Here is an 18,058-nt window from a genome sequence, read left to right as displayed (position 1 = left end):
CGGGTGCTAAGAAGCTCACTTCAAACAGCAACATTTACAGTGGGAATAAAAGCATCCGTTTTTAACTTTAAATAAAGGAGGCTACAACATGAAGGCCGTTTATAAAATATGGGGCTACTTAGAAGAAATTCTTGCTGGAATTTTTTTCGTAGCAGGTGTCGTGCTCATTTTTTATGGGGTTATTATGCGCTACATATTTAATGAACCACAAGCATGGGTAGAGGAATTAGCACGCTATTCTATAATTTGGGGTACATTTTTGGGGTTTGGCTTAGCTCTTCGCCACAATCAGCATATACAGGTGGATATTCTATATGACAAATTAAAGCCATCGAAAAAACGTCTATTAGATTTAGTAGCAACAGGCTTGAGCATCGCCTTTTGCTTAATTTACACGTACTATGGTTTTGTTTTAGTGGAAAATCGCTATACATCTGGTATGGTTTCACTTGATATCGGGATTCCAATGTGGATTGTATATTTAGTCCTACCTCTTTCAGGTATTTTATTTTTACTAAGATTCGTAGAACGATTAGTTAATATTCTACGAGGAAAGGATGAAGAATATGCTAATCCTCTTACTTAGTTTCTTTTTGCTATTATTTCTACGCGTACCTGTTGCTATTAGCTTAGCACTTTCGACAATTCTAGTGTTCTTCCAAATAGATTTTAATATGAATATGATTCCACAGCGCATTTTTACTGCATTAGATTCCTTCCCTATGATGGCCATCCCAGGATTCGTGCTGGCTGGCGTATTAATGGCGCGCGGTGGGATATCCAAATATTTAATTGAAGCTTTACGTGCATGGATTGGGCACCTTCCAGGTGGTCTTGCAGTTGTTACAATTGTTGCCTGTGCTATTTTTGCCGCTATTTCAGGCTCTTCACCTGCCACAGCAGCAGCAATCGGCTCTATTATGATCCCTGCAATGATTTCAGCAGGCTATAAAAAACGTTATTCCATGGGACTTGTGGCAGCAGGTGGTACATTAGGAATTTTAATACCACCGAGTGTTCCACTAATTATTTATGGTATCACCTCGGAGCAATCAATTGGTGAGTTATTTATGGCTGGGGTTCTTCCTGGATTAGCTTTAACAGGAATTTTAATTATTGCTGCTATCGTTTATGCGAAACGCAATGGATTTAATGGAGATCAACCAGCTTCTTGGGAAGAACGTGGGCGTAAATCTTTAAAAGCCATTTGGGGAGCATTTTTACCTTTTTTAATTTTAGGAACAATCTATTCAGGAGTTGTGACACCAACTGAATCAGCGGTGATAGCTGTTTTCTATGGTCTTATTGTATCCTTGTTTATCTATCGTGAAATGAAGCTAAAGGATTTCCGCGAAGTATTAGTAGAATCTATTAATATTACCGCTATGATTTTCTTAATAATAGGTGCCGCTTCGTTATTTGGACTCTATTTAACAAATGCACAAGTACCACAGCAAGTGGGTGCATGGATTGCAGAAAGTGATTTAAATAAGTGGATTTTTATGATAGTTGTCAATATTTTGTTCTTTATCATGGGTATGTTCTTAGAAGCCGTCTCCATTATTCTAATTACTTTACCAATTTTATTACCAATCCTTGCACACTTCGATATAAATTTAATCCACTTTGCCATTATTATGACGATTAATATGGAATTAGGAATGATCACTCCACCAGTTGGATTGAATCTCTTCGTGGTTAGCGGTATTGCAAAAGAAAAACTTGGGGAAGTGGTAAAAGGCGTTATACCGTTTATCATTTTAATGATTATCTTCTTAGCACTTGTTGTCTTAATCCCACAACTTTCTCTCTGGTTACCAGAGCAAATGAAATAAGGTTTTAAGATGGGCATAAATACAAAGGGTTATTCAATAAGAGATCGCTCTTTTTGGACAATTGTCATTAGTTTGGGCGGGGCTTCTGTTTTTGTCTTTGCAGCAATGTATTCTGTTCAGCCCCTGCTCCCCTTCTTTACAGAGCAATTTCATATTTCTGTATCCGTTGCAAGTCTATCCGTATCTATGACTACTCTATCAGTAATTCTTGGATTAATCGTACTAGGTTTTTTATCAGATCGTTATGGAAGAGTTTTGTTCATTCATTTATCCATAGTTTTTACTATCATACCTTTTTTTTTCATGCCACTAACTGATTCTTTTTCTACTATTATTTTATTACGCTTTATTCAGGGCTTTGCTATTGCAGGTGTACCTGCAGCAGCACTTGCCTATCTTAGCGAAGAAATTGATCAACAATCAATGGGCTTTGCCACTGCATTGTATATTTCTTGTAATGCACTAGGCGGAACAATTGGTAGACTCATGATGGGGTATGTCACTGAATATTTTTCATGGAAAATGGCATTTGTTTCATTAGCCATTATGGGGTGCATCGTTATGGTAATTGTCTGGTGGATGCTACCTAAATCCAAAAATTTTTCGGTACAACAGCGTACGATTCAACAGGATTTACAAGGCTTTTGGTTTCATTTGAAAAACCCTCAATTATTGATGCTTTTTGGATTAGGAGTTATTTTACAATTATCCTTTACTGGAGTTTGGTCATTTATTCCCTATTACTTAACAGCGCCTCCTTTTTTATTATCTTTACAAAGTATTTCTTTTATTTTTTTAGCCTATGGTTTAGGTATTATTGGTTCGCCTATTGCTAATTCACTTGCAGGAAAAGTAGGATTACATACCATTCGAACATTTGGTGTTTGTTTATTAACTGTGGGAATACTTTTTACATTAAGCAAGTCACTTTTCATTATTGTAATTGGACTTTGTCTAGCATGTTTAGGTTTTTTTACTGCTCATGCATTAACTTCCTCATTGGTAAGTCGGCTAGCTCTTTATCAAAAAGGAAGCGCCTCTAGTCTATATTTGGTCGCTTATTACCTTGGGGTGGCCTCTGGAAGTACAATACTAAGCCCTGTTTGGTCATTATTTCAGTGGCATGGTATCGTAATCATTACTGCTTTTCTGCCAATAACATACCTATTTATTTTAAATTCGCTACAGAAACAGCAAAAAAGAGATGTACTCAAAAAATGAGCATCTCTTTTTTTGCTAATTCATTGTTTTTTTTACAAGGACAATTGCTTTAATTTCTTTATAATAAATACACAACAAAATTCCTACTAAAATAAATAAAGAGCCATATATTTGAACACTTGTAGGGAATTGTTTTAAAAATACAGCACTCAATAGCATGGCTATAGCTGGCTCAAAGTTTAACAACAACGACGCATTTGTTGAGCCGACCTCCTTCATTTTTTGATTCCACATTAAATTGCTTACCCCATGAATAATAATCGCTGATAAAATGAGCAAAAACCAGTAGGGTATTGCAACTTGCCAATTCGTCTGCGGCAAAATAGTAAATGAAAACGGTACAAGCACCAGTAAACCTATTAAATTTGTATAGAACGTAATCGACTGGGCTGACATTTTCAGACTAAGATGATTGACAATAATGAGGAACAAAGCAAAGCTTAGCATTGTAATTAAGCTCAGCACCTCACCCTTACCGATTGAAATGGTGATAAGTGCCCCTTTTGTAATGATGAGGCCAACACCAACAAATGAAAGTATTGCACCTAGCCAAAATATGCCGTTACGTGATTCATGATAGATCATTTTATTCAGCAGAGATGTGACAATCGGTGCACAGGCTAATATTAAAGCCGCAGTGATAGGAGAAGTGTGCTGGAGACTAGCATAAAAGCTATAGTGATTAATGGAAACGCCCAGTATTCCTGCAAGAATCAATAACAATAAATCATTTCTTGTAAATGTTGTTCGGTAGATTGCTTTCCAACTAATCCCCCCTAAAAAGAGAACAATGACAATCAATCTAAAAATGGCAACCGTTAAAGGATCCCAATGTTCAATTAAAATAGAGCCAATAATGAAGTTACTGGCCCAAAAAAATACACAGCTAAATAAAATCATATAGATTGTTAGTTGTTTCATATTTTATCGCACCCGCAAATAAAGAGATTTCTACATAAGTAATGGCAAATCTACTTCCCTTTCCTTTATTCATCTTTTCTATTAAAACATAAGTATAGCAAACTAGAAAATTTCTAGTTTGCTATGTTATCTAAATAAGGGGGATTTAGATTTATGCTTAATTGATAAACTTTCCTTTAGACATAACCACTCGGTTGGGTGGTTTACGTGCAATAACTTCCGCGCTTGATACTGCGTCAAAGAATACAAAACTTGCTTCGTCCTTCACATTCGGCCAAACCTTCTGACCATTTGCATCTAATGGCGTGACACCACTTGTAATATATTTTAATGTTTGTCGAATAGAGCGTTCGTCAAGTTTACGAGAAATATCTGCAAAAGTAGTCGCTTTTTCTAAAATATCTCCTGAGCCATTAGGACTCCAAGAATCATAAAAGCCGTCACAACCAAAATGGACATCCACGCCGTGCTCTGTTAGTAATTCAATCGGTGGAATTAATCGTCGCAAATCAAATGGCACCGTTGACATTATTTTTACTTGTTGTTGTGCTAAACGATCTGCAATTTTATGTTGCTCCATGATAGATACATCACCAAGTGAAAAGGCATGACTTATTGCCGTTCTCCCCTGATATTTGGCATCCTCCACGATGTCTATCCATTTATCGATTGTATAATACCCAACATGCCCACCATCATGTAAATGAATATCGACATCAACATTAAATTCCTGTGCAATATCCATCACTTCATAAAGAGAAGGCTCGATCGAGTTATCGATGCCCGCTGGATCTAGGCCGCCAATCATCGTCGCTCCATTGCGTAAAGCTTCACGCAATAATTTAGGGACATCATCTCTTAGTAGACCATGCTGTGGAAAGGCAATGACTTCGGATGTCACGACATCTTTATAATCGTCCAATGCCGCTAGTACACCTTCTAAATTTTTTAATCCAATGTATGGATCGATATTGACATGTGTACGAATATGATTCGCACCATTCTTAAGGATTTTTTCAATCATTGCAGCCGCACGTTGTTTACCTGTTGTAGCAAGAACGGATAACTCTTGTGCTTCACGATCTAGTCGTTCCTTTAAATTCTTTACGGGCACACAAGCCTTCCACGGTAAAGATAAGTATGTTTTATCTAAATGATTATGCATTTCCTTAAAGGCAGGTAATAGCAGCTTCCCTTTCATATCTGTGACTTCGTTTTGAGAATCGATTGCGTCTGTTGCGGGTACAATTTGCGAAATGAAGCCATCTGTAATTTCAAGATGAAAAAGCTCCACTTTCGTTCCAACTGTATCATTTTCCTTTAGATATTCTCCTGTTTCAAGTAGAACATTTGTAAGCCAGTGCTTCATCTGAATTCTCCTTTCAACTCTCCTACATCCTGTTGGTGAATCATTTTGCCTTGTGAAATGACCGTAGTAATTGGGCATCTTCTTGCTATCACATGGGCAGTGCTCACGCCATCCACTAACAGCATATTCGCTTTATCACCAACTTGTGGCCAAACACGTTCTCCTACATCATTCAATGGTGTGATACCACCAGAGGCGTATTTCCAAGCTCGACTTAATGAATATTCATCAATAAAACGGAATCTCTCCGCCATGACATTTAATTTCATAATCGTATTACCAGTACCATATGGTGACCAATGATCTGTTAAGCTATCATGTCCCACAGATACCTTTACACCATTGTTATAAAGATAAGGAATTGGTATTGTCGAACGGTTCAAATCGATTGGTACAGTTGTTGTTACATCCATTTGTACCTCAGCCATGGCTTGAACTAAATTTTCTAAACGTGACTGTTCTAAATCAGCAAGTGCCATCGCATGGCTAATTGTGACTTGACCTTCTTTTTTCGCCTGTTTCGTTAACTCAATCAGTTTATAAAATTCAAATTCGCCTAGCGTGTTCGCTGTGTGAATATGAATATCGATCCCTGCATTATAGTCTTGTGCAATACCCATCGTTGTTTGCAATGACTTTTCGATATTGCGATCTACAATGGATGGGTCAACGCCTCCAACAAGCGTTGCTCCCATCGCCATTGCCTCACGGATTAGTCCCTCTACATTGGAGCGTAATAAGCCATGCTGTGGAAAGGCTACAATATCATAGGTGATTTGATCTTGATAGTTTGCTAAAACCTGTTTTGTAATTTCAATATGCTTTGTCCCAATTTGTGGGTCAACATTACAATGTGAACGAATATGTGTGTGTCCTTGGGAAATGAGCCACTTCACCATTTCCTCAGCTCGATAAGCAGCTGTCGGCAATTGTTTAGGTAGTAGTGTTCTTTCTTCTTCAATGCGTGTTAAAATCCCTTTAGTAATGGGTCTTGGTGCCTGCCATTCTCCGCCGAAATACGTTTTATCAATATGAATATGCATTTCTCGGAATGAAGGGACTAATAGTTGCTGTTGTGCATCTATTACTTCTACATCTTCATCAGCCACTATATCCTTATCTACTTGTTGAACATGTCCATCTTCGATTAGAACATCATAAATACCTGTACGAGTAGCAACAATGTGTTCATTTTCGCGCTCATATGCTTCTTCTAATCTCACATTTTTCAGCAATAGTTTACTCATAGTTTCCTCCCAATTGGTATTTTTTCGTCTATCACCAAATTTGATTACTCTACAATTTCAACGCCACTGATCATCGTGTAGTTAGATGCATCTAACCAGAAACCTTTTACAGCATTGCTGTAAACTGCTAAATGCTCATAGTTACGCACTGGAATATACACAGCTTCGTCTAACTCGATTTGCATTGCTTTTTTGTAGATTTCATTACGTGCCTCTTGGTTTGCTTCAGAACGCCCTTGCTCAATTAGCTTGTCTACTTCTGGATTTGAATAGTAGAAATGGTTTCCTGGAGGCCCCATAGATGCAGTGTGGAATAGATTGTATTGGTTATAATCAGCATCACCCGTTGCATTACCCCAACCACTAATAAAGATTTGATGCTGTTCTTTCGTAATTTCAGAAATAAAGGCACCATACTCCATTACTTGAATATCAACATCTAATCCGATTCCTTTTAATTGAGATTGAATAACCTCCGCCATGTTGATACGCTCTTTACGGTCACTTGTCAGTAATTTAACTTTTGTTCCCTCTTGAACGCCAGCTTCTTTTAACAATTCTTTAGCCTTCACTACATCATAGTCATACGGTTTCGTTTCACTAGAATATCCAATAATTTTTGGACTCATTGCAGAATTTGCAAGTGTTCCTACATTATCATAAATACCGCTAATAATTGCTTCACGGTCAACAGCATAGCTAATAGCTTGACGTACTTTTACATCAGATAATAACGTATCTTTCACGTTGAATCCGATAAATTCTACTGCTAGTCCTTCTGCACGGAATAAATTCATCGTTGAAGAATTTTCAATACGATCAATCTCTGTTACAGGTACTTGTTCAGCAATATGTGCTTCTCCACTTTCAATCATTGCTAGACGAGTAGAATCCTCTGGTACAACTTTAAATGTTACTTTATCTACTTTCGGTACAGTCCCCCAATAATCTTTATTCGAAATTAAAGTGATTTCTTGACCAGATTTCCAAGTTTCAAATACAAATGGGCCTGTCCCTACTGGATGAGTTGCTAATTCGTCCGCTGCTTCATCAATCGCTTTCGGGCTCATCATGCTACCCTCTTGACTGGCTAAAATAGATAGAAGCGGAGCATATGGTTCTTTTAATTTCAACGTTACAACATATTCATCATCTACCACTACTTCACTAATCATAGATAATTTATCACGCTGTGGTGATCCAGTTGCAGGATCTAGAATTCGGTCAAATGTCGCTTTTACAGCCTCTGCATTAAAATCTGCTCCATCATGGAATTTAATGCCTTCATTTAATGTAAATGTCCAAGTGACTTCATCTTTTTGCTCCCACTCTTTTGCAAGTAATGGAACAATTTTACGATCTCTATCAAAAGCGACAAGTGTTTCATATACCTTGCCATGAATAATATTTGCTGATGGAATATCTGTAATAAAGTGAGGATCAAGACTTGTTGCATCTGCTGCTCTTAGAACAACTAATTCTCCTCCTACGCTTTTTGATCCCTCTTTGGAACCTTCTGTACTATTATTGCTAGCAGTAGAGCAGGCTTGCAGAATAAGTACAGTTATTAGTGCCATGAATAAAAACAACTTCATTTTCTTCATCAACATTTCCTCCTTGTGTGATTTGTTCCTTACATTTCGAATTATAAAGAAATAAAATTCACTTGTTTTTTAAAATTTTTACGTGTTTTTTAAATTTTCTGACTAATAAGCCATAAAATATTTACATTAAATACGAAAAGGAGTAATTCGATATCGAATAAAGTTCTTTACGCTTTTCCTAAATGAATAAATCAACAACTACAATTGATCATTCTGTTTTAGTGAATGCACGCAAGGCATCTAGAAAAAAGAATCTTGTTTCTTTCCTAAACAAAATCAAAAAGAATAAAGCAGCTGTCGTAGGAGGCATCATCATTCTTCTATATATATTGATGTTTCTTATCGGGCCCATTTTAGCCCCTTACGATCCCTACGACGTACAATTAGATCAAAAATTACAAGGACCAAGCGTTGAACATCTAATGGGAACGGATGACAAAGGGCGAGATATTTTAAGTCGAATTTTATATGGAKCACGTTTATCAATTGGTGTTGGTATTTCAGCTGTTTTATTCGGTGGTACAATCGGCACTTTCTTAGGTCTTATTGCTGGCTATYATGGCASATGGGTTGATTSTRTTATWAGTAGAATTTTAGATATCATGCTTGCGTTCCCAGGTATTTTGCTAGCTTTAGCGATTGTTAGTGCATTGGGGCCGAGCCTTATCAATGTCACAATTGCTGTTGGTTTTTTCTCTATTCCTATGTTTGCTCGTATTGTACGTGGCTCAACAATGGAGGTTAAAAAATTAGAATATATCGATGCTGTCAAAACACTTGGAGCAAATGATATGACGATTTTAATTAAGCATATTTTTCCAAATATTTTATCACCTATTATTGTACAAGCATCTATGCGCTTAGCAACCGCTATTCTATCTGCAGCAGGACTATCATTCTTAGGTTTAGGTGCTCAGCCACCATCTCCTGAATGGGGTGCCATGCTTTCTAACGGACGAGATTTCCTATTTACTGCTCCTTATATGGCGCTATTCCCAGGTATTATGATTTCTATACTTGTATTAGGCTTTAACTTATTTGGTGACGGTTTACGCGATGCGCTAGACCCAAGAATGAAAAATTAAAGGAGAGAAGACACATGACATTATTTATCTTAAAACGACTAGCTCAAATTATTCCTGTAACACTTGGTGTAACGCTTGTTGTTTTTCTAATTATGCAGATGATTCCAGGAGACCCAGCGATTATTTTAGCAGGAGAAGGAGCTTCTCAAGAAACGGTTGCAGAATTACGTGAAAATTTAGGGCTCAATAAACCATTAGCAGTTCAATATACAGACTATATTAAAAATCTTCTACAAGGAGATATGGGTAACTCTTTAAAAAATAATCAACCAGTATTCGAKGAAATTACCTCCCGATTACCGATTACCATAGAGCTAGCCTTTTATAGTATTTTAATCACCATTGTTCTGGGGCTTATTGCGGGTATTATCTCCGCTATCCGTCCTTATTCTTTGATGGATGTAGGATTAATGGTTGTCGCTTTATTAGGGATTTCCCTTCCAAGCTTCTGGTTAGGAATTTTATTAATGTATGTATTCTCTGTACAGTTACACTGGCTTCCTGTAGCAGGCTGGGATAGTGCCAAACATATTATTCTACCASMTGTMACACYKRGTRCTGGTGGAGCTGCCATCGTCGCTCGTATGACTCGCTCTAGTATGTTAGAGGTTGTAAACCAAGACTATATACGAACAGCGAAAGCAAAAGGCTTAAAAGGATACATCATCATTTTAAAGCACGCATTACGCAATGCCTTGATTCCAGTTATTACAGTAGTAGGCTTACAGTTTGGTAGTTTACTTGGCGGAACAGTTTTAGTTGAATCGGTTTTCGCTGTAAACGGATTAGGACGAATGATTGTAGATGCCATTCGAACACGTGATATACCAGTCGTACAAGGTGGCGTTCTTGTTGCCTCATTAATATTTGTTTTCATTAATCTTTTTGTAGACATATTGTACCGATTCTTTAATAAACGAATGGATTTAAACTAGGGAGGGGAAAAACGGATGAAACAAGAAACCGTGTTGGAAGTAAAAAATTTACAAACCTATTTTTATTCGAGTGAAGGGGTTGCCAAAGCTGTCGATGGGGTATCCTTTACTCTTCAAAAAGGAGAAACACTGGGCATTGTTGGTGAATCTGGTTGTGGAAAATCCATGACTTCCCTGTCATTACTTCGTTTAGTACCATCGCCTCCTGGTAAAATCATCAATGGCGAAATTTTATTAAATAATACAGACATTTTGAAGCTCTCAGATGAAGAGCTACGTAAAATTCGGGGCAATAAAATATCGATGATTTTTCAAGAGCCTATGACAAGCTTAAACCCTGTATTATCCKTTGGAGAGCAAATTGCTGAATCCATTCGATTGCACCAAGGCTTATCACGTAAAGAAGCATGGCAAAAGGCTGTCGATATGATTCGCCTAGTTGGGATTCCTGCACCCGAAAAAAGAGCGAAGCAGGAGCCTTATCAGTTAWGTGGTGGGATGYGACMGCGMATTMTGATTGCYATGGCACTAGCRTGTACACCAGATGTGTTAATTGCTGACGAACCGACAACTGCCCTTGATGTAACTATTCAAGCTCAAATTATTGATATTATTCAAAACCTGCAAAAACAACTAGGCATGAGCATTATCTTCATTACCCATGACCTTGGTGTTGTAGCAGAAATCTGCGATAAGATTGCTGTTATGTATGCGGGACAGGTTGTAGAAGAAGGCACAACAGAAAGTCTTTTTGAAAAACCGCTACACCCTTATACAAATGGATTAATTCAATCATTACCAAAGCTATATGAAGACCAAGAAGAATTATCTACTATTCACGGAACTGTCCCAAGTCCCTATAATTATCCAATTGGCTGCCGTTATGCAGAACGTTGCCCATTTGCTACAGAKTTAWGTMGWGAAYAAMWGCCTGAGCKTTTGACTGTTGAGCAAGGAAAAAAGGTAAGATGCTGGATGTACAGCAATGAATGGCAAGGAGAAACACTTATGAAGGAGCTGACAGTATGACAACAGCGCAACATACACAACCACTATTACAAGTAAATGATTTAAAGCAGCATTTTTTCTTAAAAAAAGAAAAGCTCTTTGGTCCACAGCAGGTTGTAAAAGCTGTGGATGGGGTGTCTTTCGACATCATGCCTGGTGAGACGCTCAGTATTGTAGGAGAATCTGGCTGCGGAAAATCAACAACTGGTCGTTCTATTTTAAGATTAGATGAGCCTACTGCTGGAGAGGTATTATTATTCGGTAAAAATTTAGTGAATATGAACAAAAAAGAGCTTCGTGCTGCACGTAAGGACATTCAAATTATTTTCCAAGATCCCTATGCGTCCCTTAACCCACGAAGAACCATTCGTAAAATGTTAACAGAGGCCATGTCTATTCAAAAAATTGTACCACCTGAGCATCAAGAAACACGCATGATTGAATTAATGTCTCTTGTTGGGTTACGTCCTGAATACTTAGAGCGTTATCCACATGAATTTTCGGGTGGTCAGCGTCAGCGGATTGGTATTGCCAGAGCCCTTGCTGTTAATCCTAAAATTATTATTTGTGATGAGTCTGTTTCTGCCCTAGATGTTTCCATTCAAGCTCAAATACTAAATTTACTAAAACAACTACAAAGAGATTTAGATTTAACCTTTTTATTTATCTCACACGATTTAAGTGTTGTTCGACATATTTCAGACCGTATTATGGTGATGTATCTTGGAAAGGTCGTAGAAATTGCTGATAAGCATTCCCTTTTTACTCAGCCACATCATCCTTATACAAAAGCACTATTTTCTTCTATACCTGTTATTGATAAGCAGCATCGTAAGGAGCGTATTATTTTAAAAGGTGACCTACCATCACCTCTTAGTCCCCCTACTGGCTGTAGCTTTCACACACGTTGCCCATTCGCAACGGATAAATGTAAAGCAGAAGTGCCAGCACTACGAGCGATCACTGCAACACATAAGGTAGCTTGCCATTTCGCAGAAAATTTAGTTTAATGTATCTTACACTTACAAAATAAACGGAGAGGTCATTATGTTACAACCAGAAACCTTCAACATATATATTCTCCTATGTGTAATTGCTCCAATTATTGGAGCTTTTCTGCTTACTTTTATATTTATTTTCGAAAAGCAAATCGATAGCCTTGAGGAGGAAAAAAGAAATTTAGAGCTTGAGCAGGATTTACAAAGAGCAAATATTCTCCAGTTGAATCAGCAAATACAGCCACATTTCTTTTTTAATGCATTAAATTCATTATTAAGCCTAGCTCGCATCAATCGTAAGGAAGATTTGGTTGCAGGCATTGAGGCTTTGGCAACATTTTTTAAATTTAAATACAATAATCATGAGGTGTTAATTGCGTTAAAGAACGAGATACAATTTGTCGATAGTTATTTAAATATTCAACAATTGCGATTTGGCCATCGTTTGACTGTAAATAAATATGTTGATGATGAAGCACTATCCGTCCAAATACCACCTTTTATTCTGCAGACTATTATTGAAAATGCCTATAAACATAGCTTTGAAAAACATWTAGGACCTGCAGAGCTATCCATTACAATCAAAAAAATGGATAATAGCTTATTAATTGAAATTAAAAATACACAGCCTTTAGAAAAAATAGAAATGACTACTGAACAGGTAGTAGACGAACTGCAGCAAGGTTATGGGCTCGAAAATATTAGAAAACGGCTTGAGCTCATTTATGGGCTCGAAAATATTTTATTCTCGATTCAAAACAATGAACAGCATTACACTGTTACCATCCATGTTCCCGCTTAGGCATTCTATCAACTGGAAGGAGAAAGGAGTATCTCGCCATGAATATTTTAATCGCAGATGATGAGCCGTTAGAGCTTGAGCAAATGATTTATTTATTAAAGCCACATTTTCCGAATTGGACCTTCCATACTGCCCAAGATGCCTCACAAGCTCTGCAATTAGCTAAGAAGCACCGTATGACTATCGCCTTTTTGGATATTCAAATGCCTGGGAAAGATGGAATCACGTTGAGCAAGGAATTAAAAGCGCTTTATGAGGTAGACATCATCATGGTAACAGCTTATCAAACCTTTGAATATGCCCAACAAGCATTGCGTATCGGGGTAAAGGATTATCTTACAAAACCAGTCATTGCAAGTGAATTAGATGCTATTGTGGAGAAATATAAGGTGTGGAGTTCTAACCATGATGCGATTCAAAGCGCACTTTCCTATATTCATGAAAACTATTATGAAAAACTGAGTCWCAATATTATTGCTGAAAAAAWTCATTTGAATCCGAGCTATTTAAGTCGTAAATTTTTGGAGGAGCAGTCTATTGGCATTAATGWMTWTWWYWWYWAYWAYSSCSWMSWMWTGGCTGTMAASMAAATCAATGAAAATCTTGACACAAGTATGTCCGCAATTGCTGAGAGCTGTGGTTTTAATAGTCAGCACTATTTTAGTGTTGCGTTTAAGAAAAAATATAATCAATCACCACGTCAATATAAATCCTCTAAAATGAGTAAAGGTCTTTAATAGTATGCTAAGGAAGTTTTCATTGCTCGTTCCATTTGCAAGTTTAAGCACAGCAGCAGGAGTCATTATTCTTTTAGCGAGATGGATTAATGGTAATTTATTATTGTCCTCTCCCTCAGCCCTTATTTCTTTTGGTTTTATGGCGGGCATTTGTTATACACTAGCAACAGCTATTTCGTTTATCATACTTGGCTCATTGCTGAATAAGAGCGATTACACACAAAATCAGCATACACAAAGCTTTTTGCTCTTTACCATACAGCGTAAATTGTCTGGAATGAATTTAAAGGTTATACGTCTATTTTACTTGTTAACAGGTATTGAACTTTGGCTTATTCAATTAATAAGCATTAGTGTATTGTCTGAAATTATGTTAAATATTCCAGTCCCTATTACACTTTTTTTCTTTTTAATCGGCATCTTACTTCTTGACCGCATCATGTCAGTGAAAAGTATACTATGCTTGGATCTTTTATTACTCATTTCTCCGCTGACATTACTTATCTTTGTCGGTATTTATTACTATGGACGAAATGGGGCAAGCACCGTATATGAGGGTATTCGCTTATATCACCCTTATTTATTTTATTTTAAAAATAGCGAAATTCTGCTGTTCTATGTCATTATTCAACTTGCTGTTTTAGGACAAGTATTTTTTGATAAATCAACATGGTATTTAATTGCCTTTATAAAACCTAAAAAAGTACGTAGCAGTCTGTTTTCCTCTGGTGTAATTTTAGCGTTATTAACGCTATCATTTACGGCAATTTTAATGATTGCCCTATATAGCGGATCATTTGGCCAATTCCAAGTACTGATTTTTACGTTTTTATATGAAGTACAACCAGGCTTTCTGACATTTGCTTTTCTAGTCATTGTCCTATTAGCCATTGTCACAACCTTGCTTGTAGACATGCGGGCAACGAAACGTTTTTTTGTGACGAMAAGAMCCTATTATTTCTATTTGATTGGCCTGATGATTATTTTAYTMACCTGTTTCTTATCTATCGATTTAACKWWYTTAKGTRTTATTTWTTCTYTTSCCTTTCTGHACATGACCATGCTACCGTTTGTGTNNNTCCTTTTATTTACGAAACGCCATATTCAGAAGCATAGCTGGCTTGTCATCCTGCTATCCATCATCATTGGAATTGGTGTTGGTTTAAGCTTTAATACGCTTTACGGATTAGCTACCAGCTTTATGATCTCGAGTATTTATCAATTAATGCTTCAGACTGAAACGATGGAAAAAAATACCTGAACTCGAGATTATTCGGGTTCAGGTTTATAAGTTATTTAACTGATATAAAATAAAAATAGGATTAGTGATAGCAAGCCAACAATGGCCGAACTAATGGAAAGATAATGTCTTTTTTCCTYTCGACCATAGTAATAGTCAATGAAAATAGAGCTGAAAAGGCTGACAACTAAATATCCTCCAATGATAACAGTAAATAAAATCCACCCTTTAATTATGATCACCATGAGCATCATGGTATTCAAAATTTTAATAGCCCAAACAGCACGTCTATGATGACTATTGACATACTCCTTTGGTATATTAAACATTTTCCTCATTAGTTTATCGCCAAGCATTTGGATAGCTAGAAAAATAACTAGCATAACGATTAAACCTGACATTCCAAATTTAGCATCATCATTGAGAATAAGATCTAAATAAGCCTTGGCCAAATCTTTATTTTCTACTTTATAAAATGAATTGTTGTCATAATCAACAATTCCGATATCCTCGTCGTTTATGAACATTTTCAGCTTCATAACCTGACCTTTTTCAAATTCTACCCAGACATCACGTTGTAATCTAAAAAAAGTACGCTCATTCATTTGAGTCACTGTAGCTTGCTGTAATAGTTGTTGTAATAACACTTTTTCTGAACTTTGCTCCATTACTCGTTGTCCAATGACCCACCCAGGTCTTCCAGCCTTAAAGATCTCCTCATCCGAATTGTAAATTATTGTATATTTCTTTATTGATTGCTGCTGTGCTAATTGAACAATTGAAGCATGTTGCGTTTGCTCTATCTGCCCTAATGGACCGATTTCTATTATCAATAGAAACATAACTATCGCGCCTATGATAATCAAAGGATATGACCAGCGTCTTGTCTTTTTTGTTTGCCGCACTTGCCGTAAAATATCCTCCTGTAAGGATTTCGTAAATCGTGGTGCTTCGCCAAGTTCTTGATCCAATTTCTCTTTAAAAGTTGTCATTCATTAACACCTCCCACTTACTATTCGCTAATTTTTCCTGTAACATTTTTCTTGCTCGATGCAATCTGGTTTTAACTGTATTTTCTGCACATGTAAGAATATCTGCAATTTCTCTAACCTTTAATTCCTGATAATAATAAAGGATGACGACTTCTCTATAAGTAATAGGTAACTCAAATAAAGCATTTGTTAATGTTGTCCGTTCATCCTGTGCTAATAGCATCGTTTCTGGTGTTCGTTTACTTGCACCAATATGCAATTTTTCCAACAGTTGATGGCGTTTATTTTTCCAGCTTCGCAAATAATCATGACTTTTATGTACAGTTATTTTAACTAAATAGGTCTTTAGAGATGCTCTTTGTTCAAAGCGATCCTGCTGCAGATAATAAGAAAAAAAGACATCCTGGACTATTTCTTCTGCCATCGCCCAATCCTTTACATAAAGATAAGCCACTCGTAAGCAATATTCTCCGTGTTCTTCCATAATGGCCACTAAATGCTCACTCATCCAAACACCTCCTACAAACATTCACCCTATAGTCGTAATCCGAACTTGGTTGGTTTCAAAAAAAATCGAAAAGTTTCGTTAACATGAAGGTCATAAAAAGAAAAAATCCTCACACAATAAGAGGGTATTTTTATGAATAGTAACTCCTAAAGAAATAAMCTAMATTTTTAAGAGTGAATTTATTTGKATGCCATGTTGSATWCTTTTTTTCTTTTATCTATTGAATAACTAGCAAAAAAACTGTTATAGTGAGATTGTTTGTCTGACGTCTGACTAATTAAGATCTTTAGCTGTTCTTCTGAAATTGGAACATCTGGACAAAWTATCACAGATACTTATGGAGGAACTTATGAGATACTTAATATCCTTTTGTGGATTGTTACTTGTTTTTGCCTTAGCTTTATTAATGAGTAAAAACAAAAAAGAAATAAAATATAAATATATAGTGATTATGTTGATCATCCAATTTTTATTGGCAGCTTTACTACTTAATACAACGGTCGGCTATGTGCTAATCAAAGGAATCACCAAAGTGTTTGATCACTTATTGTCCTATGCAAATGCAGGTATATCATTTGTTTTTGGTGGCTTAGCAAATGAAGGTGAATCACCCTTCTTTTTAACAGTTTTATTACCGATCGTCTTTATATCTGTTCTGATTGGGATCTTGCAGCATTTTAAAATTCTTCCTTTTCTGATGAAATGGGTAGGTTTATTTTTAAGTAAAGTAAGTGGCATGGGGAAATTGGAATCCTATAATGCTGTTGCTTCTGCTATGGTAGGCCAATCCGAAGTGTTCATAACTGTTAAAAAGCAATTAGATAAGATTGCACCACAACGTATGTATACATTATGCGCTTCTGCTATGTCGACTGTTTCGATGTCAGTAGTTGGAGCTTATATGACGATGATTGAGCCAAAGTATGTTGTTACGGCCATTGTATTAAACCTGTTTGGTGGATTTATTATTGTTTCCATCATTAATCCATATACTGTGGATGAAAAAGAAGATATCTTAACAATTGAAGATGAACAGAAGCAAGCGTTCTTTCAAATGATTGGCGAATATATTATGGATGGCTTTAAAGTAGCCATCATTGTTGGGGCAATGCTTATTGGTTTCGTAGCATTAATGGATTTAATCAATTCATTATTCGATATGATTATCGGTATATCTTTCCAAGAAATATTAGGCTATATCTTTGCGCCAATCGCTTTCCTAATGGGTATCCCATGGGCAGATGCTGTGGCTGCTGGCGGTATTATGGCAACCAAATTAGTAACAAACGAATTTGTTGCTATGATTAACCTTGGCGATGTTGCCGAGTCCATGAGTGAACGTACATTAGGTATTATTTCTGTATTCCTCGTATCTTTTGCCAACTTTTCATCAATCGGGATTATTTCGGGAGCTGTAAAAGGTTTGAATGAAAGGCAAGGGAATGTCGTTGCTCGATTTGGACTAAAGTTGTTGTACGGTGCTACACTCGTAAGTATCCTAACAGCTATTATTGTGGGATTGATTATTTAATTGTATCAGGAGCTATTTATTGAAC

At 36.6% G+C, this 18,058-nt stretch carries 16 protein-coding genes and 1 pseudogene; 11 read left to right on the top strand and 6 right to left on the bottom strand.

Features of this window, described 5'->3' with window-relative positions; all coding sequences use genetic code 11:
* Positions 1-88: 88 nt before the first annotated feature.
* The 3 genes from ACHZEU_RS19480 to ACHZEU_RS19470 are packed head-to-tail and all read left to right on the top strand — an operon-like array spanning position 89 to position 3,056.
* On the top strand, positions 89-586 hold the full coding sequence (locus ACHZEU_RS19480; RefSeq protein WP_048391136.1) for a TRAP transporter small permease: 498 nt from the start codon (positions 89-91) through the stop codon (positions 584-586).
* Positions 567-1,835, top strand: a complete 1,269-nt coding sequence (locus ACHZEU_RS19475) for a TRAP transporter large permease (RefSeq protein ID WP_048391134.1) — start codon at positions 567-569, stop codon at positions 1,833-1,835. The genes ACHZEU_RS19480 and ACHZEU_RS19475 overlap by 20 nt, the downstream gene beginning before the upstream one ends.
* Before the next feature lie 9 nt (positions 1,836-1,844).
* Complete coding sequence (locus tag ACHZEU_RS19470) at positions 1,845-3,056, top strand: MFS transporter (protein ID WP_259948528.1); 1,212 nt, start codon at positions 1,845-1,847, stop codon at positions 3,054-3,056.
* A 15-nt stretch (positions 3,057-3,071) separates the two neighbouring features.
* On the opposite strand, the gene ACHZEU_RS19465 is transcribed toward ACHZEU_RS19470, so the two are convergent.
* The 4 genes from ACHZEU_RS19465 to ACHZEU_RS19450 form a co-directional block, all read right to left on the bottom strand.
* A complete protein-coding gene (locus tag ACHZEU_RS19465; protein ID WP_259948530.1) occupies positions 3,072-3,977 on the bottom strand; it encodes a DMT family transporter in 906 nt (301 codons plus the stop codon).
* Between the two features lie 157 nt (positions 3,978-4,134).
* Complete coding sequence (locus ACHZEU_RS19460) at positions 4,135-5,346, bottom strand: amidohydrolase (RefSeq protein ID WP_259948533.1); 1,212 nt, start codon at positions 5,344-5,346, stop codon at positions 4,135-4,137.
* Positions 5,343-6,593 (bottom strand): amidohydrolase family protein, encoded by a 1,251-nt coding sequence (locus ACHZEU_RS19455; protein WP_066038087.1) that lies wholly within the window; start codon positions 6,591-6,593, stop codon positions 5,343-5,345. The genes ACHZEU_RS19460 and ACHZEU_RS19455 overlap by 4 nt, the downstream gene beginning before the upstream one ends.
* 44 nt (positions 6,594-6,637) lie before the next feature.
* Entirely contained in the window at positions 6,638-8,197 is a 1,560-nt protein-coding gene (locus ACHZEU_RS19450; RefSeq protein ID WP_279495793.1) for a glutathione ABC transporter substrate-binding protein, read from the bottom strand.
* Between the two features lie 182 nt (positions 8,198-8,379).
* Here ACHZEU_RS19450 and ACHZEU_RS19445 point away from each other — a divergent pair, with 182 nt between their 5' ends.
* The 7 genes and pseudogenes from ACHZEU_RS19445 (at position 8,380) to ACHZEU_RS19415 (ending at position 15,023) form a co-directional block, all read left to right on the top strand.
* Positions 8,380-9,282, top strand: coding sequence for an ABC transporter permease (locus ACHZEU_RS19445; RefSeq protein WP_404803663.1), 903 nt, complete (start codon positions 8,380-8,382; stop codon positions 9,280-9,282).
* A gap of 14 nt (positions 9,283-9,296) precedes the next feature.
* A complete protein-coding gene (locus tag ACHZEU_RS19440; protein ID WP_404803662.1) occupies positions 9,297-10,217 on the top strand; it encodes an ABC transporter permease in 921 nt (306 codons plus the stop codon).
* Between the two features lie 15 nt (positions 10,218-10,232).
* The gene (locus tag ACHZEU_RS19435; RefSeq protein WP_404803661.1) at positions 10,233-11,246 is read left to right on the top strand and encodes an ABC transporter ATP-binding protein; all 1,014 of its coding nucleotides are present in this window, start codon (positions 10,233-10,235) and stop codon (positions 11,244-11,246) included.
* Positions 11,243-12,235, top strand: coding sequence for an ABC transporter ATP-binding protein (locus tag ACHZEU_RS19430; protein ID WP_404803660.1), 993 nt, complete (start codon positions 11,243-11,245; stop codon positions 12,233-12,235). Before ACHZEU_RS19435 ends, ACHZEU_RS19430 begins: the two co-directional genes overlap by 4 nt.
* A gap of 37 nt (positions 12,236-12,272) precedes the next feature.
* The gene (locus tag ACHZEU_RS19425) at positions 12,273-13,025 is read left to right on the top strand and encodes a sensor histidine kinase (protein ID WP_404803659.1); all 753 of its coding nucleotides are present in this window, start codon (positions 12,273-12,275) and stop codon (positions 13,023-13,025) included.
* 38 nt (positions 13,026-13,063) lie between these two features.
* Positions 13,064-13,762, top strand: a pseudogene (locus ACHZEU_RS19420) (response regulator).
* Between the two features lie 22 nt (positions 13,763-13,784).
* Positions 13,785-15,023: a permease gene (locus tag ACHZEU_RS19415; protein ID WP_404803658.1), complete on the top strand. Its 1,239-nt coding sequence runs from the start codon at positions 13,785-13,787 to the stop codon at positions 15,021-15,023.
* A gap of 35 nt (positions 15,024-15,058) precedes the next feature.
* Here ACHZEU_RS19415 and ACHZEU_RS19410 read toward each other — a convergent pair whose 3' ends face one another.
* Together ACHZEU_RS19410 and ACHZEU_RS19405 are read right to left on the bottom strand one after the other, a co-directional pair.
* On the bottom strand, positions 15,059-15,994 hold the full coding sequence (locus ACHZEU_RS19410; protein ID WP_404803657.1) for a hypothetical protein: 936 nt from the start codon (positions 15,992-15,994) through the stop codon (positions 15,059-15,061).
* On the bottom strand, positions 15,981-16,502 hold the full coding sequence (locus ACHZEU_RS19405) for a sigma-70 family RNA polymerase sigma factor (protein ID WP_115674329.1): 522 nt from the start codon (positions 16,500-16,502) through the stop codon (positions 15,981-15,983). The genes ACHZEU_RS19410 and ACHZEU_RS19405 overlap by 14 nt, the downstream gene beginning before the upstream one ends.
* A gap of 349 nt (positions 16,503-16,851) precedes the next feature.
* Here ACHZEU_RS19405 and ACHZEU_RS19400 point away from each other — a divergent pair, with 349 nt between their 5' ends.
* Complete coding sequence (locus ACHZEU_RS19400) at positions 16,852-18,033, top strand: NupC/NupG family nucleoside CNT transporter (protein WP_048391105.1); 1,182 nt, start codon at positions 16,852-16,854, stop codon at positions 18,031-18,033.
* Positions 18,034-18,058: the final 25 nt, after the last annotated feature.

The organism is Lysinibacillus sp. S1 (assembly GCF_044986265.1).
Classification (GTDB): domain Bacteria; phylum Bacillota; class Bacilli; order Bacillales_A; family Planococcaceae; genus Lysinibacillus; species Lysinibacillus capsici.
The sequence above is the reverse complement of the archived record's forward strand: the minus strand, read 5'-3'. Positions and strand labels throughout refer to the sequence as shown.

Coding starts and splice junctions, on each gene's coding strand:
- ACHZEU_RS19480 (WP_048391136.1), top strand. CDS start 89: ATGAAGGCCGTTTATAAAATATGGGGCTACTTAGAAGAAATTCTTGCT.
- ACHZEU_RS19475 (WP_048391134.1), top strand. CDS start 567: ATGCTAATCCTCTTACTTAGTTTCTTTTTGCTATTATTTCTACGCGTA.
- ACHZEU_RS19470 (WP_259948528.1), top strand. CDS start 1,845: ATGGGCATAAATACAAAGGGTTATTCAATAAGAGATCGCTCTTTTTGG.
- ACHZEU_RS19465 (WP_259948530.1), bottom strand. CDS start 3,977: ATGAAACAACTAACAATCTATATGATTTTATTTAGCTGTGTATTTTTT.
- ACHZEU_RS19460 (WP_259948533.1), bottom strand. CDS start 5,346: ATGAAGCACTGGCTTACAAATGTTCTACTTGAAACAGGAGAATATCTA.
- ACHZEU_RS19455 (WP_066038087.1), bottom strand. CDS start 6,593: ATGAGTAAACTATTGCTGAAAAATGTGAGATTAGAAGAAGCATATGAG.
- ACHZEU_RS19450 (WP_279495793.1), bottom strand. CDS start 8,197: ATGAAGAAAATGAAGTTGTTTTTATTCATGGCACTAATAACTGTACTT.
- ACHZEU_RS19430 (WP_404803660.1), top strand. CDS start 11,243: ATGACAACAGCGCAACATACACAACCACTATTACAAGTAAATGATTTA.
- ACHZEU_RS19405 (WP_115674329.1), bottom strand. CDS start 16,502: ATGAGTGAGCATTTAGTGGCCATTATGGAAGAACACGGAGAATATTGC.
- ACHZEU_RS19400 (WP_048391105.1), top strand. CDS start 16,852: ATGAGATACTTAATATCCTTTTGTGGATTGTTACTTGTTTTTGCCTTA.